Here is a 23,959-nt window from a genome sequence, read left to right as displayed (position 1 = left end):
GTTTTACCAAAAACTATCTGTCTCTTCATCTTTTATATCAATTTCTAAATAAATATTATCGCTATAATCTAAATAAAGACTGTAATTTCCAAAATATAAAGAGTGTTCTATATCTCTTTTATTTAAATAAGAGTTATCTTCAATTTGATCTAAATTATCCAAGTAATATTCCACTACTGATGGCGGCATATTATTTATAACTTCTTCTAATGAGGTAAAATCTTCAACTTTAAAAGTATTAAATAATATATTTTTACTTATCTGTTTTGTCATCTTTTATTTTAATTATTAAATCCATTTAATAAAGAAGCCATTCTATTTAGATCAATTTTATTTTCACTTGTTGGTTGTGAAGGATAGCGAGAAGAGCTATTTTCTAGCTCTTCCTCTAAAATCTCTTCTAAGCTATCATTTTTATCTTCTTTTTTATAGCTTTCATTAGAACTTTTTTCTTTTTTGTTACCTAATAAACTCTCTATTTTATTTAACATAGAGTTTATATTATTGTTTTGTTTTTCTGTTGAATCATTTAATTCATTAACATTATCTTCTAAATTTCTGTTTTTATTTTCTAATTCATTTTTTTCTTTTTCTAATGATGCAATTTTTTCTTCTAATATTGTATTCTCATTTTGTAATTGCTCATATGCTTTAATTAATGTATTTAGTGCTTCATTTAACTTTGCAATAGTCTCTTGATTAGTCATATTTATTAAGTCCTCTTTGGTATTTTGTATTTGAAAACTTAATTATTACAAAAATTAGCTAATAATTCCATCAATTTTTAATAAAGAATCAACACTTGGTTCTCTTTGTGCAAAATTAAAAAACAATTTATCCATATTTTGAGAACCACCCTTTTCTAAAATGGTATGTTTATATTTTAAAGCTAACTCTTTATTAAACAAATTGTTAGAGTCAATAAACATATAAAAGGCATCCGCACTTAATACTTCAGCCCATTTATATGAATAATATCCAGCCGCATAGCCACCACCAAAAATATGAGAAAAACCATTTTGGAATTTATTATAAGAAGGTGGAAGAATTGGGCTATACTCTGCTCTAATACTATCTAATAATGCTTGTATCTCTTGTGCATTTGTGTATAACTTTTGATGTAGTTTAAAATCAAACAATGCAAATTCTATTTGTCTTATCATTGCAAGTGAAGATTGAAAGTTTTTAGCATTTATAATTCTATTAATTGCTTCATCATCTAAAACTTCTTTAGTTTCATAATGTTTTGCAAAAAATTTCAATACATCTTTAGCATAAGCAAAATATTCTAAAAATTGAGAAGGAAATTCAACAACATCCCATGCAACTCCAGCTATTCCACTTACATTTGGTTCTTCTACTTTACTTAATAAATGATGTAATGCATGCCCCATTTCATGAAATAGTGTAACCACATCTGAATGTCTTAAAAGTGATGGTGTTGTTTCACTTGATTGAGGAAAATTACATACTATGTATGCAGTTGGAAGATGTTTAATATTTTTAGAATCAGTAAAATGTGTATGCCAGTTATTCATCCACGCTCCACCTCTTTTATCTTTTCTTGCTTCTAAATCAAGATAAATTCTAGCAATTGTTTTTTCTTCTTCTAAGATATTGTAAACTTTTACTTTTTCATCCCATTTTAATGCTTCAACTTCTTTAAACTCAATATTAAAAATCTCTTTTAAAAAAGTAAAAAATCCTTCCAATACTGATTTCTGTTCAAAATAAGGCCTATAATACTCCTCATCTAAATCATATTTAGCTTTCTTTAACTTTTCACTATAATAGCTTATATCAAAGCTTTTTAACTCTTTTAAACCATCAAGCTTTAAAGCTAGCTCTTCTACTTCTTTTAACTCTTCTTTTGCTTTATTTTTACCTTTTTTTGCCAACTCTTCTAAAAAAGAGATTACTTCTTCTTCACTATTTGCCATTTTTCTACTTAATGAGTATTGGGCATATGAATTAAAACCTAAAAGCTTAACTTTTTCATCTTTTAATTTTAAAATTTCATTTATTATCTCTTCATTTTCAGGTGCTCTTGTTGTATAAGCTTTATATATTTCTTCTCTTTTTTGCCTATTTGAACCATATGTAATATATGCTAAATAAGATGGCATTTGTAATGTAAATTTATATTTTGTTTTACCCTCTTCTTCAAATTTTGCAAGTTCTAAATCTGATTTAGGTATCTCTTTTACATCTTCAAAATCATCAATAATCATCTCAAAACTATTTGTAGCATTTAAAAGGTTTTGTGAAAACTTTTGAGATAGTTCACTTAGCTTTATATTTAATTCTTTTAATCTCTCTTTTTTATTATTTTCTAAATGACACCCACTTAATTCAAAGTCTCTTATTTCATTTTCAAGCACTTTTAATTGTATATCATTTAATGATGTATAAGAGTTAGAATGTATATCTTTTAAAGCTCTATAAATAAATACATTTTGAGATAACTCAGTTTCATAAAGTGAGATGATTGGAAGGCACTCTTCTAAAACTTTTTGCGTTATTTTTGTATTCTTTACAGAATCAATATGAAAGATAGGAGTAAGAAAATCATTTAAGCTCTCCCCTACTTCTTGATATGGTTTAACAAAATTTTCATATGTTTTATTTTCAATTTTTAATAAACTTTCAATTTGCTCTTTACTCTTATTAATTTTTTCTTCTAATATATTTTTACTATTTTCAAAATTTTCTAAATTAAACTCTTTAAACATTTATTTCTCCTTTTTAAATTTAATAACAAAGCCTCTATCAAAATCTGAGTAATCTTTATAAAAACTATACTCTTCAATATTAAAAGTTTTAAAAAACTCTTCTAAAGGTTTTTTTTGATCATATCCCATCTCACATAATAGATATTTGATTTTTCTACTATAAGTTTGTTCTATAATCATTTTTAAAAGTTCATCTCCTACTTTTCCACCAAATAAGGCATTTTTAGGTTCAAACTCAACATTTTTTGGAAGTTTACAATTATTTGCAATATAAGGGGGATTTGAAATTGTCATATGAAAATCTATTTCATTTGAAATATTTGCATATAAATCACTTTTTATAAACTCTATTTTATCTTCTACCCCATGTTTTATTGCATTTGTTTTTGCAAGTTCTAAAGCATCATCATTTATATCAACTGCAATTATAGATATATCTTCTATTAGTTTTGCTAGCATTACTGAAATTATTCCTGAGCCAACACCAATTTCTAAAACTTTAGGACTTTTTATTTCTTCTAAAATTTCTATAGCTTTATCAACTAAAAGCTCTGTTTCTGGTCTAGGTATTAAAACATTTGTAGCTACTTCAAAAATTTCACCATAAAAAGATGCTTTTTTAGTAAGATATTCCAAAGGATAATCAGTAGCTCTTTTTTTTACTAACTTTTCTAACTCTTTTTCATATTCAAATTCTAAATGACTATTTAAATGTAACCAAATAACATTCTTTTGTAAAAGATGAAGTATTAAAATTTCTACTTCTTTATTTGGTATATGAGTAATATTTTTTAATTCATTTGCATATTTTTTTATACAAGCTTTTATTGTCAAATATATCCTTTTAAATTTTATAAGGTGAGTATTTTATAGTATCTTTACTCTAATATATATAAAGCTAACTCATCTGCAAGTAAAAAGTTTTTATTAAAAACTCTATATTTATCAAGCTTAAGCTTATTTTCTTCTACTAAATAATTGATTTTTTCTAACTCTTCTTTATTAAAAATAGATAATTCAACTCCCGTTGAGCATCTAAAACCTAAAAGAGTTTTTTCAACTTTTATATCTTCTATACTTAAATCTTCAATTTTATATTTTGTAGGAGTTAAAATATACTCTTCAATACCTTTTAAAGGATAATATCTATATGAGTTTTTATATCCAACAGCTCCTGCTCCAACTCCTAAATACTCTTTATGCTGCCAATATCCATAATTATGTTTTGACTCAGCTTCTTTAGATTTTGCAAAATTTGAGATTTCATATTGAATAAAGCCATTTTTTTCAAAATATTCAAAAATTTTATATGATAGTTCTTCATCATCTATTTTAATATTTGATTTATTAAAAAATTTTGTGCCCTCTTCTATTGTTAAACTATATGCACTTAAATGATTTATTGGTAAAGAAAAAGCCATATCAAAATCTTTTTTTAAACTTTCAAAACTATCATCTTGTACCCCATATATAATATCACAATTAATTTTTTCAAAACCTACATTTTTTGCATTTTGTATAGCTTCTATTGCACTTTTATTATTATGGGACCTTCCTAGTTTTTTTAATTTTTCATTATTAAAACTTTGTACTCCAAAACTAACTCTATTTACCCCAAAACTTTTCATTCCCTCAAGCCATTTAATTGAAGCTGAGTTAGGGTTGGCTTCAGTTGTAATTTCACAATTTTCTGTTAAATAAGGTTTTATAAGTTTAAAAACCTCTTTATATTCTTCAAATTTTACAGAACTTGGAGTCCCCCCACCTATAAAAACTGTTTGTAGTTTTTCATTTTTTTCATCTAAATACTTAAGTTCAAACTCTAACTGTTTTATTAAGGCTTGCATATAATTATGTTTTAAGTGAAATCTATCCGTGTAGGAATTAAACGCACAATAATGACACTTACTGTCGCAAAAAGGAATATGTATGTATAAAAGCAATTTTTAATCCTAAATTAAATATAATTTTGGGCTAATTATAAGGGAAAATATATTTATGACTGATAAAAGAGAGACAATACCAAAAAAAGATGGCAAAAACTTTAGACCAAATGTTGCAGCAATAGTATTATCAGCAAAATATCCTGAAAAATGTGAAGTTTTTATTGCTTCAAGAACTGATGTAGAAAATGCTTGGCAATTTCCACAAGGTGGAATTGATGAGGGAGAATCATCAAAACAGGCTCTTTTTAGAGAACTTGAAGAAGAAATCGGAACTAAGGATGTGGAGATAATTGCAGAATATCCTCAATGGGTAAGCTATGAATTTCCTCCAGCAATTGCTAAAAAAATGCAACCTTATGATGGTCAAATTCAAAGATATTATCTGGTTAAACTGAAAAAAGGCGCAAAGATTGATATAAATACTGATGTTCCAGAGTTTAGTGAATATAAATTTGTAAAGACTGATAATATATATGATTATATTACGTTTTTCAAAAGAACAGTGTATAAACAGGTATTGAAATATTTTAAAAAAGAAGGTTATATTTAAAAAAGGTTATATAAAAAATGTTAAAAGTATTAAAATTTGGTGGAACAAGTGTTGGTAGTTTGGATAGAATCCAAAATGTTGCTAATATAATAAAAAAAATTAGAGATGAAGGTCATGATGTTATTGCAGTAGTATCTGCAATGAGCGGAGAGACTAATAAATTGATAGAATATGCAGAATATTTTTCAAAAGACCCTAAAAAATCTGAATTAGATATGTTATTAAGTTCAGGGGAAAGAGTTACTTCAGCACTTTTATCAATTGCTTTAAATGAACAAGGTTATAAAGCTGTTTCAATGAGTGGAAGACAAGCTGGAATTGTTACAGATAACTCTTACACAAAAGCAAGAATTGAAAATATTAACACCAAATCAATGAAAAAAGCAATTAGTGAAGGTAAAATTATTATTGTTGCTGGTTTTCAAGGAATCACTGAAGAAGGAAGAGTAAGTACATTAGGTAGAGGTGGAAGTGACCTTACAGCTGTTGCAATTGCTGGTGCAATTGAAGCTGATGTATGTGAAATTTATACGGATGTGGATGGTATTTATACAACTGACCCAAGAATTGAACCAAAAGCAAAAAAACTAGATAAAATCTCTTATGATGAGATGTTAGAATTAGCATCATTAGGAGCAAAAGTTTTACAAAATAGATCTGTTGAAATGGCGAAAAAATTAAATGTAAATTTAGTATCAAGAAGCAGCTTTACGCCAGAAGTTGAAGGTACATTAATAACTAAGGAAGAGAATATTATGGAAAAACCAGTTGTAAGTGGTATTGCATTAGATAAAAATCAAATTAGAGTTGGTATGTATGGGGTTGCAGATAAACCAGGTATTGCTGCTGCTATATTTACTTCATTAGCAGATGAAAATATCAATGTGGATATGATAGTTCAAACAGTGGGTGTTGATGGTGAAACAGATTTAGATTTTACTATTCCAACAACTGATTTTGAAGCTTGCAAAAGAGTTATGGAAAAATTTAAAAAAGATGCTGGAAATATAGATTATAATGATTCTATTTGTAAAGTATCTATAGTTGGTGTTGGTATGAAGTCTCATACAGGAGTTGCATCAAAAGCGTTTACAACTTTAGCGCAAGAAAATATTAATATAAGAATAATTTCAACAAGTGAAATTAAAATTTCTATGATTATTGAAGAAAAATATGCTGAATTAGCAGTTAGATCTTTACATGATGCATATAATTTGGATAAATAATAGTGCAAGAATTTTTAAATTGGACAGTTGATACAATCAGGGAAGATAAACTTTTATCTCCTTGGTTAGAAGAAAAAAAATATGAATGGACACCTTTAGTTGCAAAATCAATTTTAAATATTTTAGAAAAAGGGTGTTCTGTTATAATTGTAACTGATAAAGAAAGAGATTGGTATTTAGAATATATTTTTACAAATATTAATTCACCTACTTTAAATAGACCTTTTTTACCTTTTTATGATGCAAAAGGTTTATATAAATATTTAGATGAAGTAAAATCTGAAGAGGATATTAGTTATATAAAAGATATGTTAAATATCTCTTTTCCTAATGGCTATTGTTTTTGGTATATTGGTAGAAGTCAAGATGTTAGAGCTATTATTCCAAAAGTTTCAAAAAACTCTTTTCTATGGCTTTTTGATGAAGAGATGCAAGATGCTTTTAACTTAAGAAGTAAAGATGAAGCTTTAGATATGAAATTGCTTCAAATGTTTAGACTTTATAATAAAACTTTAAGTGCAGCACTTTTTGCAGAAATAAATGTAGAGAATTAATGATTGATATAAAAATAGATTCATCGATTATTTTAATTGTTAATAGTGTTGAAGATACTATAAGCTATCTTATTTCAACTTTACCCACTCATTCAACAAGGGTAATTAAAAATGAAGAAAAAGATGAATTTTTAATTGCACAAGCAAATGCAGCAATTAAAGAGGCTTATATTGCTTCAAATAATAAAAAATATATTATTTTATGTGGTACTACTTTTAGAAGTGAAGCACAAAACTCATTATTAAAAGTTTTAGAAGAACCCCCTAAAAATATAGTTTTTATTATTGTAACTACAACAAAATCTACTATTTTACCTACTATATTTTCAAGACTACCTCATAAATATCTAAAAAAATCTACAATAAGTATTGCTAGTAATTTAGATATATTAAGACTTGATTTAAAAGATATTTATAATTTTTTAAAAGATAATCAAAAAATCACAAAACAAGAGGCAAAAGTATTAGTTGAATCAATACTATTAAAAGTAAATGAACAAAAAATCAAATTAACAAGAAAAGAATTAGAAATGTTTTCTGATTGCATAAAATTAATTGATTTAAATTCAAGACCTATAAATGTATTAACTACCCTACTTCTTACGCTAAATCATAGAAAAAATAGGTTTTAATTATGCAAATATATAAAATATCTATTAGTGATGCAAAATCACTATTTGAAAAATTAGGATGTGATAAAGGTGGTATTTCAATACTAAATAATAAAAGTACACTTCATACTATTTATATAAAAAATCTTCATGTGGCAGCTGCTAATATTTTAAAACAAGATGCTTTATCAATTGGTGCAGATTTAGCAGTTCCAACAGGGGTAATTATTGCAAAAGATAAATATGTTAATGCAATTTTAATTGCTTCTTCTAAACATTTAAAACTATTAAGTAAAAAAGAGTTAGCTCAACCTTTTGGCTTAAAAAACTTAGCTAAACAATTAACTTCATATATTTTAGATAAAAAATATAAAACTAAAATAATGGGTGTTTTAAATGCAAATGAAGACTCATTTTTTAAAAATAGTAGATTTAATGAAGTTGAAGCTATTTCAAGAATAGAAAAACTTATTGAAGATGGTGCTGATATTATAGATATTGGAGCTGTATCAAGTAGACCTGGAAGTCTACCTGTTGAGCCTGAAATAGAACTTTCAAGGGTAAAAAATATTGCAGATGCTATATATTCTACAAAACTTTATGAAAAAGCAAGATTTTCAATTGATTCATATGAACCTTTAGTAATTGATTATGTATTAAATAAGGGATTTGATATAGTAAATGATATTACTGGCTTACAAAATGAAGAAGTTATAAAATTATGTGCAAAATATAATGCAACTGCTGTTATTATGCATATGCAAAAAGACCCTACTTTTATGCAAGTAAATCCAGTTTATGAAGATGTTATTTTAGAAGTTGAAGAATTTTTAGAAAAACAAATGTTAAAAGCAAAAGAGTTTGGAGTTAAAGATATAGTTTTAGATGTGGGAATTGGTTTTGGTAAAACTTTAGAACATAATTTAAAACTTTTAAATCATTTAGAACATTTTAAGCATCTAGGTTGTGAGTTATTAATAGGAGCTAGTAGAAAATCAATGATTGATAAAATAGTTCCTTCAACTATTGAACAAAGACTACCTGGAACTTTAGCTATTCATTTAGAATCAATTAAAAAAGGTGCTTCTATTATAAGATGTCATGATGTAAAAGAGCACTACCAAGCAATAAAAGTTCAAGAAGCTATTTTATCTCAAGAGATACTTTAAAAGTATCTCTTTTATAAAATTTCATGCAAAGTATTTGCTTTTGCCATCCATTTTTCTAGCTCTTCATAATTTTCATCTTCTACCATTTTTCGTACTTTTTTCATATGTTCTTCAAATAAATCAATTGAAGAAAGAAGATTTTTTCTATTTTGTTTAAAAATATCAGTCCACATTCTAGGGCTTGATTTTGCTATTCTACTCATATCTTTAAATCCCCCAGCAGCAAGTGCAATGATAGATTTAGGGTCTTCATGACTCATTACAGTATTTGCCAATGAAAATGAAATTGCATGGGGTAAATGAGACATAAAGCAAGCATGAACATCATGTTCATCTGCATCCATAACAACTATTCTCATTCCAATACCTTGGAAGATTCTAAAAGCTTTATTTACATGAGTATTACCATTTTTTTCAAGATTACATAAAACTACAGTTTTACCTTCATATAAATCATCAATTGCCGCTTTAGGTCCTGATTTTTCTGTACCTGTCATTGGATGTGCTGGTACAAAATTTTCTCTTATTTCTTCTGGAATATTTTTTACAATATACTCTTTTGTAGAACCCATATCTATAATAGTAGTTTTTTCATCAATATCTAAAAATGATGGAAACATCTCTATAATAGCATCAACAGGCACTGCTAAGATTATTACATCAGACTCTTTTTTTAATGTTTCTAAGTCAACAATTTCATCAACAAGTTTTAATTCTAGGACATCTTTTTTATTTTTTTCATTATTAATATATCCAAGAACTTTTTTAGCAATGCCATATCTTTTTACAGCTTTTGCTAAAGAACCACCCATTAGTCCCAATCCAACTATACCTATATTCACTATGTATACCTTTTAGAATAATTATTTAAACAATTATATCTTAATCATGCTATAAAGTTTATTTAGATATATTAGCTACTTTAATTATAAAAGTACTAAGGATTAATGTGAAAAAGAGACTTACCTTATTATCTATAACGTTAGCTTCATTACTTCATGCAGAGCAAATCAATTCAATTGAATATATTAACTTAACTAAAATTTCCTCTCAAATTGCAAATGAAACTTTAAATTTAAAAGTTGGTGATGACTTAGATATTATTAAAGTAAATAATGCTATTAAAGAATTTTATAAGTTTGGATACTTTGATGACATTTCAGTAAACTCTAATAATGGTATTTTACAATTTACATTTCAAGAAAAGCCTTCAATTGCCAATCTAGAAATTACAGGGTATAAAACAAGAGAAGAAGATATTCAAAGTCTTAAAGTTCTAATGGGTCTTAGAAAAGGAAGTATGTATTCACCTCAAAAAGCTAAAGAAGCCAAAGAGGTATTATTAACTGAATTAGAAAAAGAAGGTTATATTAACTCTATTGTAGAAATAGAAGTTGAACAAATTAATGAAAGTTCGGTATCACTTATATTTAATGTAAATAAAGGTGATGAGATAATTATTAAAAAAGTAAATTATATAGGTGCACAAAATCTAGAAAATGATGATTTTGAAAATGTAACTGCAAATAAAGAAAAAGAGTTTGCTTCTTGGTTTTTTGGTAGAAATGATGGAGAGTTAAAACTTGATCATTTACCATATGAAAGTGCAAGAATTAGTGAACTATATTTTCAAAATGGTTATTTAGATGTAAAAGTTAAAGATCCATTTTTAAAAGTTGATTTTGCTTCAAATCAAGCAAAATTAGACTTCTTTATTGAAGAAGGTAAACAATATACAACAAACTCAATTAAGATTTATATTGATGAATCAATTTTAAAATCAGAAACTTTATATCCTGAGTTAAGTTTAAAAAAAGATAGAGTATTTAATATCTCTAAATTAAGAAAAGATGTTGATTATATTAAAACTCAAATTTCAGATTTAGGGTATGCTTTTGCTCAAATTAAATATGACATTAATAAAAATGAAAAAGACTCAACAGCAGATATAGTATTTAATGTAATTCCTGGTCAAAAAGTATATATTAATGATGTGAAAATTTCTGGAAATGCAAGAACACTAGATAGAGTTATTAGAAGAAATGTATATTTAGCACCTGGAGATTTATTTAGTTTAACAGATTTTAAAGATTCTGTTTCAAAACTAAAAAGAACTGGTTATTTTGATGATGTACAAATTCAACAAAAAAGAATCACTGAAGATAAAATGGACTTAGTTGTAGAAGTTGTAGAAGCAAGAACAGGAAATATTATCCTTGGTGGAGGATATGGTTCTTATGATAAGATGATGGTTAATGCTTCTATTAATGATAATAATATCTTTGGTTCAGGACTTAGTGTTGGACTTTCAACTGAACTTTCTTCAAAAGAATCAATGTTCCAATTTAATTTAAGAAATCCTGCTATTGCAGATAGTAAATATAATGGTGATATTGAAATTCACAATACAGATACTGAAATTACTAGAGATAATTATGAATTAAATAAAAAATCAACAGGTTTTTCTATTGGTGCTGGAAAAGAATTCTTTAGAAATTTCTATGCAGGAGCTAGATATAGACTTGACTTTATTAAAGAAGAGTATGATTATGATGATGACTTTATAAAAAAATCTTCAAAAAAATATTATGAAGATACAGATTATGTAACAAGTTCTATTACTCCTTATATTAACTTTAATAACACAGATGACTTTTATCTTCCAAGAAGTGGTTTTAAAGCTGGAACTTCTTTAGAGTTTGCAGGTCTTGGTGGAGATTCAAAATATATTAAATCATCTACTTACTTTAAATATTTCTATTCTTTACAAAATGCTTTAGATTTAGATTGGATTTTAAGATATAAAGCTGATTTAAGAATGTTAATAGATAATGGTCAAATTAATCAAGGGGATTCTTTATATCTTGGAGGACCTAAAACTTTAAGAGGATTTAAATCTTATGCATTTGGTCCAAATAATGATGATGGTGAATATGAAGACCCATATAAAAGAATGTTTTCTAACTCTGTTGAGTTAAGTTTTCCTTTAGTACCTACTGCTAAAATGAGATGGGGAGTATTCTATGATTATGGTATGATTGGAGAAGATAATTTTAATGATATTAATAGATCTGCAACAGGTGCATTATTTGAATGGGTTTCTCCAGTTGGTCCTCTTCAATTAATTTTTGCTAAACCTATTGATGATAAATCTGGAGATGATACATCATCATTTGAGTTCTCATTAGGAAGTAGTTTTTAATGGTTAAACCAATAAATTTAGATAAAAGATTATCAAAACAAGAGGCTTTGGATTTAATCCAAAATGCCCCTTTATTAGAGTTAGGAAAGTTAGCAAGCCAAAAAAAAGCTCAACTACATCCTGATAAAATCACTACTTTTGTAGTAGATAGAAATATTAACTATACAAATGTTTGTTGGGTAGATTGTAAATTTTGTGCTTTTTACAGACATAAAAAAGATGAAGACTCATATTTATTATCATATGATGAAATTGATAAAAAAATAGAAGAGTTACTTGCTATTGGTGGTACACAAATACTTATGCAAGGTGGAGTTCACCCAAATTTAAAAATTGATTATTATGAAGATTTAGTTGAACATATACATACTAAATTTCCTCAAATAACTCTTCATAGCTTTTCTGCTATTGAAATAACTTATATAGCAAAAGTTTCAAAAATCTCTAAACTTGAAGTTTTAAAAAGATTACAAGCTAAGGGTTTAAGTTCAATTCCAGGAGCAGGTGCAGAGATTTTAAATGATAGAGTAAGAGATGTAATTGCTCCTAAAAAAATTGATGTTGAAGATTGGTTAGAAGTTCATAGACTTGCCCACTCAATAGGAATGAAAACAACTGCTACAATGATGTTTGGTACTGTTGAAACAGATGAAGAGATTATTGAACATTGGGATTTAATTAGAAGATTACAAGAAGAAACAGGTGGATTTAGAGCTTTTATTATGTGGTCTTTTCAAAGTGCAAATACTAAATTAAAAGAAGAAATACCTGATTTAAAACCACAATCTTCAAATAGATATTTAAGATTATTAGCAGTTTCAAGACTATTTTTAGATAATTTTCCAAATATCCAAAGTTCATGGGTTACTCAAGGCTCTTACATTGGACAATTAGCACTAAAATTTGGTGCAAATGATTTGGGAAGTACAATGATGGAAGAAAATGTAGTTGCTGCTGCTGGAGCTACAAACTGTATGAATCAAGAAGAGATGATTAAGTTAATTAAAGATGTGGGAGAATATCCTGCAAAAAGAAATACAGCATATGAAATTTTAGAGAGGTTCTAAGTTTTAATTATGAAAGCTATAAAACTATTCAAAGGTGTAATTACACTTCTTAGTTTACAAGGAATTTTAATGAGTGCACAAATAAAACATATTACAATAAATAATACACAAATTCCTGTTATTTTTGAAAAGCAAACTACTCTACCTATTTTAAATATGCAATTAGTTTTTCAAAATTCAGGTTCAATTCAAGATAAAGATTTAAATGGTATTGCTTCTTTTTCAGCATTATTATTAAATGAAGGAACAAAAAGATTAGGTTCAACTGCTTTTGCTTCAAAATTAGAAAGTAATGCAATATCTATTAATACTACAAATGGTTTTGAAACTTTTGTTATTGAAGTTTCATCTTTAAAAGAGGTTAATAATAAAGCTTTTAAGTTTTTAAAAGAGTTATTAGAAGATCCAAATTATGATAATAAAGTTATTGATAAAATTAAAACTATTCAAATTGGTTCTTTAAAAAGAAAAGAAAATGATTATGATTATATATCTAGAAATCTTTTAAAAGAGATTTTATTTAAAGATACTCCTTTACAATACCCAAGTTCAGGAACAATCCAATCTCTTTCAAAAATTAAATTAGAAGATGTAAAAGGGTTTATTAAAAATACTTTTAATTTATCAAATTTAATTATTGTTGCTGGTGGAGATATTGAATTTGAAGAGTTAGAAAAAAACATTATTAATACATTAGAAACTCTTCCAATTGGAGAGAAAAAAGAACTAATAAAATTTGAAATAAAAGCTAAGCCAACAACAAAAGAACTTATAAAAGATACACAACAAGCATATATCTATTTTGGTAGTAAATTTAATGCTTTTGTTAAAGATGAAGATGTTTATATGGCGAAAGTAGCTTCTTTTATTCTTGGTGGTTCTGGATTTGGTTCAAGACTTATGGAAGAAATACGTGTAAAAAGAGGATTGGCTTATAGTGCTTATGGTTATGTTTCTATAAATAAATCTCACTCTTATTTTACAGGCTATTTACAAACAAAATTAGAAAGTGCTAAAGAAGCACAAAAATTAGTAAGCAAAATAGTTAATGATTTTGTAAAAGAAGGTGTTACAAAAGAAGAACTTGAAGCTGCTAAGAATTTCTTAACAGGAAGTGAACCTTTAAGAACAGAAACTCTTTCTCAAAGGTTAAATAGAGCATTTAATCTTTACTATAAAGGCTTAGAGCAAGATTATGCTCAAAAAGAATTAGATAAAATTCAAAATTTAAAATTAGAAGATTTAAACAACTATATAAAATCTCATATAGAGATAAAAGATTTATCATTTTCAATTGTAAGGAAATAAATTGTTAAGATTCGCACCAAGCCCAACAGGGGATATGCATATAGGAAATTTAAGAGTTGCTCTATTTAATTTTATTATGTCAAAAAAGTTAAATGAAGAGCTTTTAATAAGAATAGAAGATACAGATAAAGAAAGAAATATTGAGGGAAAAGATAAAGAGATTTTAGAGATTTTAAACCTTTTTTCTATTGATTATGCAAGAGTTGTGTATCAAAGTGGAAATTTAAAATATCATCAAAAATTAGCTATGCAACTAATGTCACAAAAAAAAGCTTTTGCTTGTTTTTGTAGTGATGAAAAACTTGAAGAATTAAGAGAAGATGCTAAAAAAGAGGGAAAACCTTTTAGATATGATGGATTTTGTGCTTCTTTATCTGATCAAGCTGTTTTAGAAGTTAATGCTCCTTTTACAGTAAGAATTAAAAAACCAGATGAAAATATTAAATTTACAGATTTATTAAAAGGTGATTTTGATTATTCTCCTTTTGATGTTGATTCATTTATTATATTAAGACATGATAAAACTCCCACATATAATTATGCTTGTGCAGTTGATGATATGTTATATGATATTTCAATGATTATTAGAGGGGAAGATCATGTTTCAAATACACCAAAGCAGATTCATATTAGAAACTCTTTAGGATATGATAAAGAGATTAAACATGTACATTTACCAATTATTTTAAATGCTGCAACTGGTAAAAAAATGAGTAAAAGAGATAATGAAAGCTCTGTAAAATGGCTAATTGAACAAGGTTTCTTACCTGTGGCAATTGCTAATTATTTAGTTTTACTAGGAAATAAAACTCCAAGTGAAATTTTTACTTTAGAAGAAGCTATTGAATGGTTTGAAATATCAAATATTTCTACAAGTTCAGCAAAATTTGATATTGATAAGTTAAGATTTATCAATAGAAAACATCTATCTATGCTTGATGATTTAAGATTATCTAAACTATTAGGTTTTGCAGATGAACAAATTGGAAAACTTGGAAAGCTTTTCTTAGAAGAAGCAAGTACACTAAAAGAGATAAAAGAAAAACTTGATTTAATTTTTACTAAAAAACAAAGCTGTGAAGGTTTTGAAGAAGAGACAAATAAGATAATGGAATGTTTAAAAAATGCTCCATTTATTGAAGATTTTGAAGAATTGAAAAAATATATTACTGAACAAACTTCTTTAAAAGGAAAAAATCTATTTAAACCTTTAAGATATGTATTAACAGGTAGAGAAAATGGACCAAACCTAAGTGATATATATCCTTTTATAAAAAATTATTTAGGAGAAATTGTAAAATGATAAATGCTTTACTAAGTTCGATATTTACAGTAATTTTAAGTATAATCTTTTTATATAAATGGATTATTATTATTTCAGCAATTTTATCTTGGGTTAGACCTGATCCTTATAATCCAATTGTACAAATGTTATATAGATTAACAGAACCAGCTTATGCACTAATTAGAAGAGTTATTCCTACTGTATTTGGAGGAATGGATTTAGCTCCTATTATTCTTATTTTTATTTTAATTTTCCTAGAGACATTTTTAGGTAGATTATTTATGGGAATGATGTAAAAAATGAAAAAACTTCTATCTTTATTTTCTTTAACTTTTTTAGCTTATGCAAATGAAGTTAATAATATAGTAAAGATAGAAGAAACTTCTATTAAAGAGTATGATAAAAAATCTGCAATAACATTACAATGGCTTGAAACTAAGCCCTACTCTACAATAAAAGATTTTTATATACTTCAATACTTAAAACAAGATATTACTCCAGATGAAGCTTTGGAAGCTTTAAGTATGGTAAAATCTGTTTCTAATACAATTTTTTTTCAATTTGCCAAAAAATTTAAACATGATGAAACTATTGCTGTTGTGCAGTGTATGAAAGCCTCTGCAAAGGATTTAATTGATACTGATGCAAATTGTATTAAAAATGGATTAAGCTTAAAACAAGCAACAAAACTATCTCAAATTGAATTATTAACAATTATAAAAAAAGTAGAAGAAAAATATCCCAATTTTGCACAACAATTAAAAATTATTGCTGCCCCTATTCCTTTTACTAAATTAATCTCATCTGATATTGATGATTTTTATGAAGTTTTTTTAAATACAGGTGTAAACTTTAAAATAGAACATTTTAATTATAAATTACCCCTAAAAACTATAAATAAAATTAAAGATGATAAAAGAGTAGAAAAACTTATAAAGTATTGTATTACAAATCCAAAACTTAATCTTTTAAATAAAAGCTTTTTAAATTTTGAAGATACAACTCTTAGTTCTAAAAGCTCTTTTTTCCTAGCTTTAAATTCCATTATATATAATGATTTTAATCAAGCTTTTATTTATTTAAATAACTCTTTAAATAAAACTACTTCAATTATAGAAAAAAATAAAATTAATTTTTGGTTATATCTTTTAACAAAAGATGAAAATTATTTAGAAACTTTAAGCACAAATACAAATGTAGATATTTACTCTTTATATGTAAAAGAGTTAAAAAATATCCCTATTAAAAATATAAAATATAATATTTCGTTAAAACAAAATGAAACTAAAGAAAGCTTTGATACAAAAGATCCTTTTTCTTGGTTTAATTTACTTGAAGATACAAAAGAGTTTAATGAAGAAAAATTTAAAAAGTATGAAAATCTTTTTAATAAAAAAGAGACTCTTCCTTTTTTAGCTTTTATATATAATAAATATGACAACTATAAAACACATTACTTTTTAACACCCTTTGAAGAAGAGTTAAAAAACTATGATATAGATAGAAAAGCCCTTATTTATGCTATTTCAAGACAAGAAAGTAGATTTATACCAACTGCTTTATCTTCTGTTTATGCTCAAGGTGTTATGCAAATAATGCCTTTTTTAAGTGAACATATTGCTAAAGATTTAAAAGATGAATATGATTTTAATAAAATGTTTGAAACTAAAACAAATTTAAAGTATGCAAACTATCATTTAAATAATTTACAAAAAAATTTAGATAATCCACTTTTTATTGCATATTCATACAATGCTGGATATGGATACTTTAAATCTTTAAAAAATTTAGGATTATTTTCAAAAAATAATCAATTTGAACCTTTTTTAAGTATGGAATTAATCTCTTATGATGAAACAAAAGAGTACGGTAAAAAAGTATTAGCAAATTATTATATTTATAAAAATTATTTAGATAATAAAAAAGAGCATAAACTCTCTTTTATTTTTCATACTCTAATACAGCCTTTGGCAAATTAGTTTTTTCTAGTGTTAAAGTAAGTTTAAAATCTTCTTGTTGTGGAAAATGTGCAATATAATATTTCCCCCAAGGGTTTTTAATTGGAAGTGATTTTACCATTAAAGATTTTGGTGAAATTTCTAAAGGCTCTGCTAAAGCTTCTTGTCCATTTAATGTTAAAGTATAACCTTGTTGTAAAAAGTTTTGATTTTTTTGATTAACTAAATATACACCTATTAAAAAACTCTCTATTTCTTTATCATTATCTTTTTGTGCTAAATTTAAATATGTAGCAAAAAATTGAACCTTAGGTTCATTATCTACAATAATATCACTCTTTTTTGTATATTGTAATGCATTTGCATTTAGTTCTTTATTTTCAAAATGTTTTAAAGCACTATTAGTAGTACAACCACTAAATAATAAAGCAGTTATAAAAGAAGTTGATAACAAAAATTTTCTCATTAAATATATCTCCAAGTTTATTTACAAAACTAATTGTACACAAAACTATCTTTAAAGCACTTTACCCTAATTTTAGGCAATTTTCTTTAATAAAATAAAGTATTAAAAATGCCTTCATAAGAGTTTAACTATCATTTTGCTAAAATCCAGCCTATGAGTAAGAGAAAATATAAAAAATTAGCTGTTGCCTTTTCTGGGCCATCAAACAGCGGAAAAACTACACTTATTGTAAAAGTTGCTAATATTTTGCAAGATGAAGGGAATAAAGTATGCATAGTTAAGCATGACCCTAAAGATAAAGCAAGATTTGACACTCCAGGAAAAGATAGTGATAAATTTTCACAAACAGGAGCAGATGTGGCTGTTGTTTCACCAAATAGAACAACTCTATTTAAAAAAGAAAGTTCAACGATTGATGAATTAATAACTTTATTTGGTGAATTTGATTATCTTTTAGTTGAAGGACTTAAAACTCTTCCTCTTCCTAGAATCTCAATTTTTAGAGATATGTTAGATGAATCATATTTTAAAGTAACAAATGCAATCGCATTTGATAATACTATAAAATATGAAGATATTCCAGAAAATATTGATAAATTAGATTTGAATAATCCAGAACAAGTAGTAGAATGGATTGAAAATAATGCAAAGAGAGTATAAATAATGACAGAAATTTTTGATGCAATTAAAAAATCAGCAATTGAGATTAGAAATTTAATACAAACTGGTGATACAGGAAAAAGTACACAAGAAAATTCTACTGGTGATACTCAACTTAAACTTGATATTGCCAGTGATGAAATTATAGAAAATATTTTTAAAGAACTAAAAAGTGTAAAAGCTATTGTTAGTGAAGAACAAGAGAATATTGTATCTTTACATAAAGAAGGGAAATATCTTATTGCTTATGATCCATTAGATGGCTCTTCATTGGTGGATGTAAACCTTTCTGTAGGTTCAATTTTTGGAATTTATGAAAATGATTTTACTGGTAAAAATTTAGTTGCGGCAGTTTATGTAGTTTATGGACCAAGGGTTGAATTGGTAATTGCTACTGATGAAGTAAAAATGTATAGACTAATTAATAATGAATTTAAATTTATACAAAATATTAAATTAAATGAAAAAGGTAAACTAAATGCACCAGGTTCAACACAAAATTGCTGGGCACCTTTTCATAAAAAATTAATTGATGATATTTTTGAAGATGGATATAGATTAAGATATTCAGGAGGTATGGTTCCTGATTTACATCAAATTTTATTAAAAGGTGGGGGATTATTCTCTTATCCAGGAACAACAGATAGACCAAAAGGAAAACTAAGACAACTTTTCGAAGTTTTCCCATTTGCTTATATTTATGAAAAAGCAAATGGACAAGCAGTTGATGGTTTCCAAAGAGTTTTAGATATACAAACTACTCATATTCATGATACTAGTCCTTGTTTCTTTGGTTCTAATGAAGAAATAAATAGAGTATTAAAAGTTTATAAAGAAAATGGAAAATAATAAAGAAATAGTTTTTGATGAGTGGGATTTAAAGCTTGAAGATGCTTTAAAAGAACTAAAAAAATGCCAAGAGTCAAATAATTTAAACTCTTGTGTACCCTGCTCTAAATTTTTTGAATGTGAATTAAGAAAAAAATATGTTTTAGCTGTTTATGAGTCTATGAATAAAGGCTCTGGCGGTGGATTTGAATTTTAACTAAGAGGTAAAAAATGCAAAATAATTGTAAAAATGTTTATATAACTACACCAATTTATTATGTAAATGATGTAGCTCATATTGGTCATGCGTATACTACTATCATTGCAGATATGTTAGCTAGATACTCAAGACTAACTGGACATAATACATACTTTTTAACAGGAACTGATGAACATGGGCAAAAAATTGCTCAAAGTGCAGAAGCAAGAGGTAAAACACCAAAAGAGTATGCTGATGAAGTATCTGGGAAATTTAAAGCTTTATGGGATGATTTTGGAATAACTTATGATAAATTTATTAGAACTACTGATGAAGAACATAAATTAGGTGCTCAAAAAGCTTTTGAAAAAATGTATGCAAAAGGTGATATTTATAAAGGTGAATATGAAGGTTTTTATTGTGTATCTTGTGAGACTTTTTTTACTGAAAAACAATTAATAGATGAACAATTTTGTCCAGACTGTGGAAAACCTACTTCTATTGTAAAAGAGGAGAGTTTCTTTTTTAAATTATCAGCATATGAAGATAAATTGTTAAAATGGTATGAAGAGAATGAAGATTGTATATTACCAAGATCAAAGAAAAATGAAATTGTAAACTTTGTAAAAAATGGATTAAGAGATTTATCAATTTCTAGAACTTCATTTGAGTGGGGTGTAAAACTTCCTACTTCTTTAAATGAACCAAAACATGTTATGTATGTATGGCTTGATGCACTTATTAACTATATTTCTGCACTTGGCTATGGAAGTGATGAAAAGAACTTTAATTATTGGCCAGCAAGTGTTCATTTAGTTGGAAAAGATATTTTAAGATTCCATGCAATTTATTGGCCAGCATTTTTAATGAGTTTAGAATTACCTCTTCCAAAACATATTGCTGCACATGGTTGGTGGACAAGAGATGGTGAAAAAATGTCTAAGTCAAAAGGAAATGTTGTAAATCCTAAAGAAGTAGCAGATGCTTATGGGTTAGATGCTTTTAGATATTTTATGTTAAGAGAAGTTCCCTTTGGACAAGATGGGGATTTTTCACAAAAAGCGTTAATTGATAGAATTAACTCTGATTTAGGAAATGATTTAGGAAATTTACTAAATAGAATTTCTGGTATGAGTGGAAAATATTTTGATTATAAAGTTGATTCAAAAGATGTGGAAAAATACCATAAAAAAGAGCTTGATGAAGTTAATGCAATTTTAGAAAATGTAGAAGAACTTATTTTTAATATGCAAATTAATAGATACCTTGAAGAGATTTGGAAAGTTCTTACAGTTGCAAATAAAGCAATTGGAGATTATGAGCCTTGGACAAAAATGAAAGAAGGTAAAACTGATGAAGCGATGGCTTTAGTTGCTTTAATTACAAATATTATGGCAAAAGTTGCTATTTTATTAGAATCAGTTATGCCTGAAAAAATTGCTTTAATTGCCACATCTTTAGGTATAAAAATTAATACTGAATTATATAATAAAGTAATTGTAAATAAAGAGCTTTTAGATACAACTACTATTACAAAAGTTGATCAACTATTTCCTAGAATTGAAGAGATTCTTTTAGAGCAAGCTCCTGAAGTTAAAAAAGATAAAAACGAAGTTGAAGTAAAAGAAAATGAAGATTTAACAGAAGATAATCTAATTACTATTGATAAATTCTTTGAAACAACTATAAAAGTAGGAACTATTGTTGAAGCAGTTGAAGTTCCAAAGTCAAGTAAACTTCTAAAATTACAAGTTGATTTAGGAGAAGGAAGAAATAGACAAGTATTAGCTGGAATTAAAGAGTATTACAGTGCGCAAGAACTTGTGGGAACACAAGCTTGTGTTGTAGCAAATTTAAAACCTGCAAAATTAATGGGTATGTTAAGTGAAGGTATGTTACTTGCAGCAAAAGATAAAGATGGTTTATCTTTAGTAAGACCTGAAAAACCAAAAATCTCTGGAACAAAAATAAGCTAGTGAAAATCTCATCAATTATTGATATTGTAGATGGAGAGAAATTAAACTCTCCATCAATTTCTTATATTTATAGTATTAAAACAGAAGCAAAGAAGATAAAACAAGGAGATCTTTTTATTGCTAAAAATATAGAAGATATTCCAAAAGCTATTGAAAATGGTGCTTTTGCTATTTTAATTGATACAAATACTTCAATACTTGATTTTGAAATTGCTTGGATTAAAGTAAATAATCTACAAGAGGCTCTTATTAAATTAATAAGATTTAAATTATCTCACTTTGATTTAAATGTTTTTTATTGTGATACTATTACTTTTAATTATATTCAAATACTAAAAAATTCATTAAATACCCAAATAAAAATGATAGAAAATTGTTTAGATAATTTTTTATTAATTCTTGAAGATATTGAAAATGAAAATATTTTAATTTTTGAAGATAAAGAGCTTATGGATAAATTATATCCTAAAAACCAAGATATAAAAGTATCAAAGTTTAAATATGAAAATTTAGTTGAACATACAATTTTTGAATCTTCTTTTACATATAAAGAGCTGTTTTTTTCTAAAATTAGAGTTCCTTCATTATATATAAATGAGTTTTTAACAGCTTATTATTTTTTAGAAGAGGAAAAAGAATTAATAAAATTAAAAAATTCAACTTTATTAAAACCTATTTTTGTAGATAGATTTTTAAATCAAGTTGAATTTGGAAAAAGTAATAAATTTATATTAATTCAAAATAATTCTACTCTTTTAGAAAAAGAGATAACTTATTTAAAAAAGAAATATAAATATGGCAAAACAATATTTATCACTTCAAAATATATAAATAATTTTTTTGCAAAACAAAATATTATAGAAGATATAAATAAATTAAAAGAGTTTTTAATTCAATCTGAATTTAATGCAGCCTATATAATAGGCTACACTAATGAAGAAATTTTAAATATTTTAGATACAAAACAGACTCAATTAACTTTATTATAATTAATAAACCATACCAAAAGAGCTAACAACTTTTCCTAAAATATTTATTTCATGGGAATTTAAAATTTGAGTTGGATAATCTTTATTATCAGAGATAATATCTAGATTTCCATCCACTCTTTGCTGAATTCTTTTTACAAAAAGTCCATGAATTGTTGTAAATGCATAAATACCTTCTCTTTTTGAATCTTTTTTTGTTTTATCAATAAAGATAATATTTCCAGAATTTAATGTTGGTTCCATAGAATCCCCTACTACATTAATCGCATCAATGTTTTTTAAATTCTCTTTTCCACCTAACATACTTATAAAATATTCAGGTACTTCAAAAACTTCAGAAGCATCTTCATCTTCATAGGCACCACCACCTGCACTTACTCTTACATCAGGATAATACTTTATCCAATACTTATCAGTTGAATCCAATAAAGAATTAGGATTTTGATTGTAAAGTAACCAGTTTATTGAAATTTTCTTCTTTGCACAAAAGTCTAATATATTTTGAAAAGGAATTTTACCTCTATTTTTCATAGTTGCAAAATTTGCTTGAGAAAGATCTAACTCATCAGCAACATCTTTATCAAAAACCTTACCTCTTTTTCCATCTGCACTAATTATATCTTTTAGTTTTTCAATAATTTCATTTACATATAACATAAAATCACCTTTAACATAGATTTTACATAATTATATTACAAAATGAAATATTTTTCAAGGGTTATTGCAAAAAATATTATAATTTGGCATAAATTTACAAAAGGAGTTTAAAAATGGGAGAAAAAATCTTAAACTTTACTGATTATGTAATAGAAATCATTTATAAAATTGACATATTAATTTATAAATTTGGAGAAAAAATTTTTTAATTTATTTTTTCCATAAAAAAATCTCAAACTTTATACAAAATGTGGCTATTTATAAATTTTAATAAAGCTACTTTAATATAAAATTATACTCACAAATTACAGTGGTAACCACGGAGAGTAATATGGAAGAAAATTTAATTGTTGAAGCACTCAAATTTATGGTTTTAGGAATGGGAGTTGTTTTCTCATTTTTAATTATTTTAATTTTTGTGTTAAAAGGGCAAGCCGCCTTAGTTAGTAAGTATTTTCCTGCGAAGGAAAAAGAACCCGCAAAGAAACCGCAACAGCCTGTTGCTTCAAGTTCTGCAAAAGTAGCTGCAATTGTCGCTGCAGTTCAACATCATAAAAATCTTAAAGGTTAAAATAT

Annotated in this window: 25 protein-coding genes; 17 read left to right on the top strand and 8 right to left on the bottom strand. The window is 26.1% G+C overall.

Going from position 1 to position 23,959, the window contains the following annotated elements; genetic code table 11:
- Positions 1-3: 3 nt before the first annotated feature.
- Genes AMYT_RS07385 through hemW form a run of 5 tightly spaced genes read right to left on the bottom strand, consistent with a single transcriptional unit; the run spans position 4 to position 4,675 of the window.
- Complete coding sequence (locus AMYT_RS07385; protein ID WP_114841908.1) at positions 4-273, bottom strand: hypothetical protein; 270 nt, start codon at positions 271-273, stop codon at positions 4-6.
- A gap of 8 nt (positions 274-281) precedes the next feature.
- A complete protein-coding gene (locus tag AMYT_RS07380; RefSeq protein WP_114841907.1) occupies positions 282-707 on the bottom strand; it encodes a hypothetical protein in 426 nt (141 codons plus the stop codon).
- 54 nt (positions 708-761) lie between these two features.
- Positions 762-2,732 (bottom strand): M3 family metallopeptidase, encoded by a 1,971-nt coding sequence (locus tag AMYT_RS07375; RefSeq protein WP_114841906.1) that lies wholly within the window; start codon positions 2,730-2,732, stop codon positions 762-764.
- Complete coding sequence (prmC, locus tag AMYT_RS07370; RefSeq protein WP_114841905.1) at positions 2,733-3,566, bottom strand: peptide chain release factor N(5)-glutamine methyltransferase; 834 nt, start codon at positions 3,564-3,566, stop codon at positions 2,733-2,735.
- A 44-nt stretch (positions 3,567-3,610) separates the two neighbouring features.
- The gene (hemW, locus tag AMYT_RS07365) at positions 3,611-4,675 is read right to left on the bottom strand and encodes a radical SAM family heme chaperone HemW (RefSeq protein ID WP_114841904.1); all 1,065 of its coding nucleotides are present in this window, start codon (positions 4,673-4,675) and stop codon (positions 3,611-3,613) included.
- A gap of 55 nt (positions 4,676-4,730) precedes the next feature.
- On the opposite strand from hemW, the gene AMYT_RS07360 reads away from it, so the two are divergent.
- From AMYT_RS07360 to folP, 5 genes are read left to right on the top strand one after another with little or no spacing between them, the layout of a single operon-like run.
- A complete protein-coding gene (locus AMYT_RS07360) occupies positions 4,731-5,228 on the top strand; it encodes an RNA pyrophosphohydrolase (RefSeq protein WP_114841903.1) in 498 nt (165 codons plus the stop codon).
- Positions 5,229-5,245: 17 nt separating this feature from the next.
- The gene (locus AMYT_RS07355) at positions 5,246-6,454 is read left to right on the top strand and encodes an aspartate kinase (RefSeq protein WP_114841902.1); all 1,209 of its coding nucleotides are present in this window, start codon (positions 5,246-5,248) and stop codon (positions 6,452-6,454) included.
- Positions 6,455-6,456: 2 nt separating this feature from the next.
- Positions 6,457-7,008, top strand: coding sequence for a HobA family DNA replication regulator (locus AMYT_RS07350; protein WP_114841901.1), 552 nt, complete (start codon positions 6,457-6,459; stop codon positions 7,006-7,008).
- Positions 7,008-7,640: a DNA polymerase III subunit delta' gene (locus tag AMYT_RS07345; RefSeq protein WP_114841900.1), complete on the top strand. Its 633-nt coding sequence runs from the start codon at positions 7,008-7,010 to the stop codon at positions 7,638-7,640. Before AMYT_RS07350 ends, AMYT_RS07345 begins: the two co-directional genes overlap by 1 nt.
- 2 nt (positions 7,641-7,642) lie before the next feature.
- The gene (gene folP / locus AMYT_RS07340) at positions 7,643-8,788 is read left to right on the top strand and encodes a dihydropteroate synthase (RefSeq protein WP_114841899.1); all 1,146 of its coding nucleotides are present in this window, start codon (positions 7,643-7,645) and stop codon (positions 8,786-8,788) included.
- Positions 8,789-8,799: 11 nt separating this feature from the next.
- Here the strand turns inward: folP and AMYT_RS07335 are convergent, their stop codons facing one another.
- Positions 8,800-9,630: a prephenate dehydrogenase gene (locus AMYT_RS07335; protein WP_114841898.1), complete on the bottom strand. Its 831-nt coding sequence runs from the start codon at positions 9,628-9,630 to the stop codon at positions 8,800-8,802.
- A 107-nt stretch (positions 9,631-9,737) separates the two neighbouring features.
- Between AMYT_RS07335 and bamA the strand changes: the two genes are divergently transcribed.
- The 6 genes from bamA to AMYT_RS07305 all read left to right on the top strand — a co-directional run bounded on the left by bamA (position 9,738) and on the right by AMYT_RS07305 (position 17,629).
- Positions 9,738-11,990, top strand: a complete 2,253-nt coding sequence (gene bamA / locus AMYT_RS07330; RefSeq protein ID WP_114841897.1) for an outer membrane protein assembly factor BamA — start codon at positions 9,738-9,740, stop codon at positions 11,988-11,990.
- Positions 11,990-13,057, top strand: coding sequence for a dehypoxanthine futalosine cyclase (locus AMYT_RS07325; RefSeq protein ID WP_114841896.1), 1,068 nt, complete (start codon positions 11,990-11,992; stop codon positions 13,055-13,057). The genes bamA and AMYT_RS07325 overlap by 1 nt, the downstream gene beginning before the upstream one ends.
- Before the next feature lie 69 nt (positions 13,058-13,126).
- Entirely contained in the window at positions 13,127-14,365 is a 1,239-nt protein-coding gene (locus AMYT_RS07320; RefSeq protein ID WP_114843166.1) for a M16 family metallopeptidase, read from the top strand.
- A 1-nt stretch (position 14,366) separates the two neighbouring features.
- Positions 14,367-15,668 (top strand): glutamate--tRNA ligase, encoded by a 1,302-nt coding sequence (gene gltX, locus AMYT_RS07315; protein WP_114841895.1) that lies wholly within the window; start codon positions 14,367-14,369, stop codon positions 15,666-15,668.
- Positions 15,665-15,946, top strand: coding sequence for a YggT family protein (locus AMYT_RS07310; protein ID WP_114841894.1), 282 nt, complete (start codon positions 15,665-15,667; stop codon positions 15,944-15,946). The genes gltX and AMYT_RS07310 overlap by 4 nt, the downstream gene beginning before the upstream one ends.
- Before the next feature lie 3 nt (positions 15,947-15,949).
- On the top strand, positions 15,950-17,629 hold the full coding sequence (locus tag AMYT_RS07305) for a lytic transglycosylase domain-containing protein (RefSeq protein WP_114841893.1): 1,680 nt from the start codon (positions 15,950-15,952) through the stop codon (positions 17,627-17,629).
- Here the strand turns inward: AMYT_RS07305 and AMYT_RS07300 are convergent.
- Positions 17,592-18,074, bottom strand: coding sequence for a hypothetical protein (locus tag AMYT_RS07300; RefSeq protein ID WP_114841892.1), 483 nt, complete (start codon positions 18,072-18,074; stop codon positions 17,592-17,594). The two genes, AMYT_RS07305 and AMYT_RS07300, sit on opposite strands and share 38 nt — an antisense overlap.
- 153 nt (positions 18,075-18,227) lie before the next feature.
- Between AMYT_RS07300 and mobB the strand changes: the two genes are divergently transcribed.
- From mobB to AMYT_RS07275, 5 genes are read left to right on the top strand one after another with little or no spacing between them, the layout of a single operon-like run.
- A complete protein-coding gene (mobB, locus tag AMYT_RS07295) occupies positions 18,228-18,734 on the top strand; it encodes a molybdopterin-guanine dinucleotide biosynthesis protein B (RefSeq protein WP_114841891.1) in 507 nt (168 codons plus the stop codon).
- A 3-nt stretch (positions 18,735-18,737) separates the two neighbouring features.
- Complete coding sequence (locus AMYT_RS07290) at positions 18,738-19,583, top strand: class 1 fructose-bisphosphatase (RefSeq protein WP_114841890.1); 846 nt, start codon at positions 18,738-18,740, stop codon at positions 19,581-19,583.
- Entirely contained in the window at positions 19,573-19,779 is a 207-nt protein-coding gene (locus tag AMYT_RS07285) for a hypothetical protein (protein WP_114841889.1), read from the top strand. The genes AMYT_RS07290 and AMYT_RS07285 overlap by 11 nt, the downstream gene beginning before the upstream one ends.
- A 14-nt stretch (positions 19,780-19,793) precedes the next feature.
- Positions 19,794-21,737, top strand: a complete 1,944-nt coding sequence (gene metG, locus AMYT_RS07280) for a methionine--tRNA ligase (RefSeq protein WP_114841888.1) — start codon at positions 19,794-19,796, stop codon at positions 21,735-21,737.
- Positions 21,737-22,726 (top strand): UDP-N-acetylmuramoyl-tripeptide--D-alanyl-D-alanine ligase, encoded by a 990-nt coding sequence (locus tag AMYT_RS07275; protein WP_114841887.1) that lies wholly within the window; start codon positions 21,737-21,739, stop codon positions 22,724-22,726. The genes metG and AMYT_RS07275 overlap by 1 nt, the downstream gene beginning before the upstream one ends.
- Here AMYT_RS07275 and AMYT_RS07270 read toward each other — a convergent pair whose 3' ends face one another.
- Positions 22,727-23,383 (bottom strand): S24 family peptidase, encoded by a 657-nt coding sequence (locus tag AMYT_RS07270; RefSeq protein ID WP_114841886.1) that lies wholly within the window; start codon positions 23,381-23,383, stop codon positions 22,727-22,729. It abuts the gene before it with no gap.
- 331 nt (positions 23,384-23,714) lie between these two features.
- Here AMYT_RS07270 and AMYT_RS07265 point away from each other — a divergent pair, with 331 nt between their 5' ends.
- A complete protein-coding gene (locus AMYT_RS07265) occupies positions 23,715-23,954 on the top strand; it encodes an OadG family protein (protein ID WP_114841885.1) in 240 nt (79 codons plus the stop codon).
- Positions 23,955-23,959: the final 5 nt, after the last annotated feature.

It is taken from the genome of Malaciobacter mytili LMG 24559 (genome assembly GCF_003346775.1).
Taxonomy (GTDB): Bacteria; Campylobacterota; Campylobacteria; order Campylobacterales; family Arcobacteraceae; genus Malaciobacter; species Malaciobacter mytili.
The sequence above is the reverse complement of the archived record's forward strand: the minus strand, read 5'-3'. Positions and strand labels throughout refer to the sequence as shown.

Coding starts and splice junctions, on each gene's coding strand:
- AMYT_RS07310 (WP_114841894.1), top strand. CDS start 15,665: ATGATAAATGCTTTACTAAGTTCGATATTTACAGTAATTTTAAGTATA.
- folP (WP_114841899.1), top strand. CDS start 7,643: ATGCAAATATATAAAATATCTATTAGTGATGCAAAATCACTATTTGAA.
- AMYT_RS07355 (WP_114841902.1), top strand. CDS start 5,246: ATGTTAAAAGTATTAAAATTTGGTGGAACAAGTGTTGGTAGTTTGGAT.
- AMYT_RS07300 (WP_114841892.1), bottom strand. CDS start 18,074: ATGAGAAAATTTTTGTTATCAACTTCTTTTATAACTGCTTTATTATTT.
- AMYT_RS07360 (WP_114841903.1), top strand. CDS start 4,731: ATGACTGATAAAAGAGAGACAATACCAAAAAAAGATGGCAAAAACTTT.
- metG (WP_114841888.1), top strand. CDS start 19,794: ATGCAAAATAATTGTAAAAATGTTTATATAACTACACCAATTTATTAT.
- AMYT_RS07325 (WP_114841896.1), top strand. CDS start 11,990: ATGGTTAAACCAATAAATTTAGATAAAAGATTATCAAAACAAGAGGCT.
- AMYT_RS07320 (WP_114843166.1), top strand. CDS start 13,127: ATGAGTGCACAAATAAAACATATTACAATAAATAATACACAAATTCCT.
- AMYT_RS07380 (WP_114841907.1), bottom strand. CDS start 707: ATGACTAATCAAGAGACTATTGCAAAGTTAAATGAAGCACTAAATACA.
- AMYT_RS07305 (WP_114841893.1), top strand. CDS start 15,950: ATGAAAAAACTTCTATCTTTATTTTCTTTAACTTTTTTAGCTTATGCA.
- AMYT_RS07265 (WP_114841885.1), top strand. CDS start 23,715: ATGGAAGAAAATTTAATTGTTGAAGCACTCAAATTTATGGTTTTAGGA.
- AMYT_RS07270 (WP_114841886.1), bottom strand. CDS start 23,383: ATGTTATATGTAAATGAAATTATTGAAAAACTAAAAGATATAATTAGT.
- AMYT_RS07385 (WP_114841908.1), bottom strand. CDS start 273: ATGACAAAACAGATAAGTAAAAATATATTATTTAATACTTTTAAAGTT.
- AMYT_RS07285 (WP_114841889.1), top strand. CDS start 19,573: ATGGAAAATAATAAAGAAATAGTTTTTGATGAGTGGGATTTAAAGCTT.
- AMYT_RS07290 (WP_114841890.1), top strand. CDS start 18,738: ATGACAGAAATTTTTGATGCAATTAAAAAATCAGCAATTGAGATTAGA.
- AMYT_RS07375 (WP_114841906.1), bottom strand. CDS start 2,732: ATGTTTAAAGAGTTTAATTTAGAAAATTTTGAAAATAGTAAAAATATA.
- AMYT_RS07345 (WP_114841900.1), top strand. CDS start 7,008: ATGATTGATATAAAAATAGATTCATCGATTATTTTAATTGTTAATAGT.
- mobB (WP_114841891.1), top strand. CDS start 18,228: ATGAGTAAGAGAAAATATAAAAAATTAGCTGTTGCCTTTTCTGGGCCA.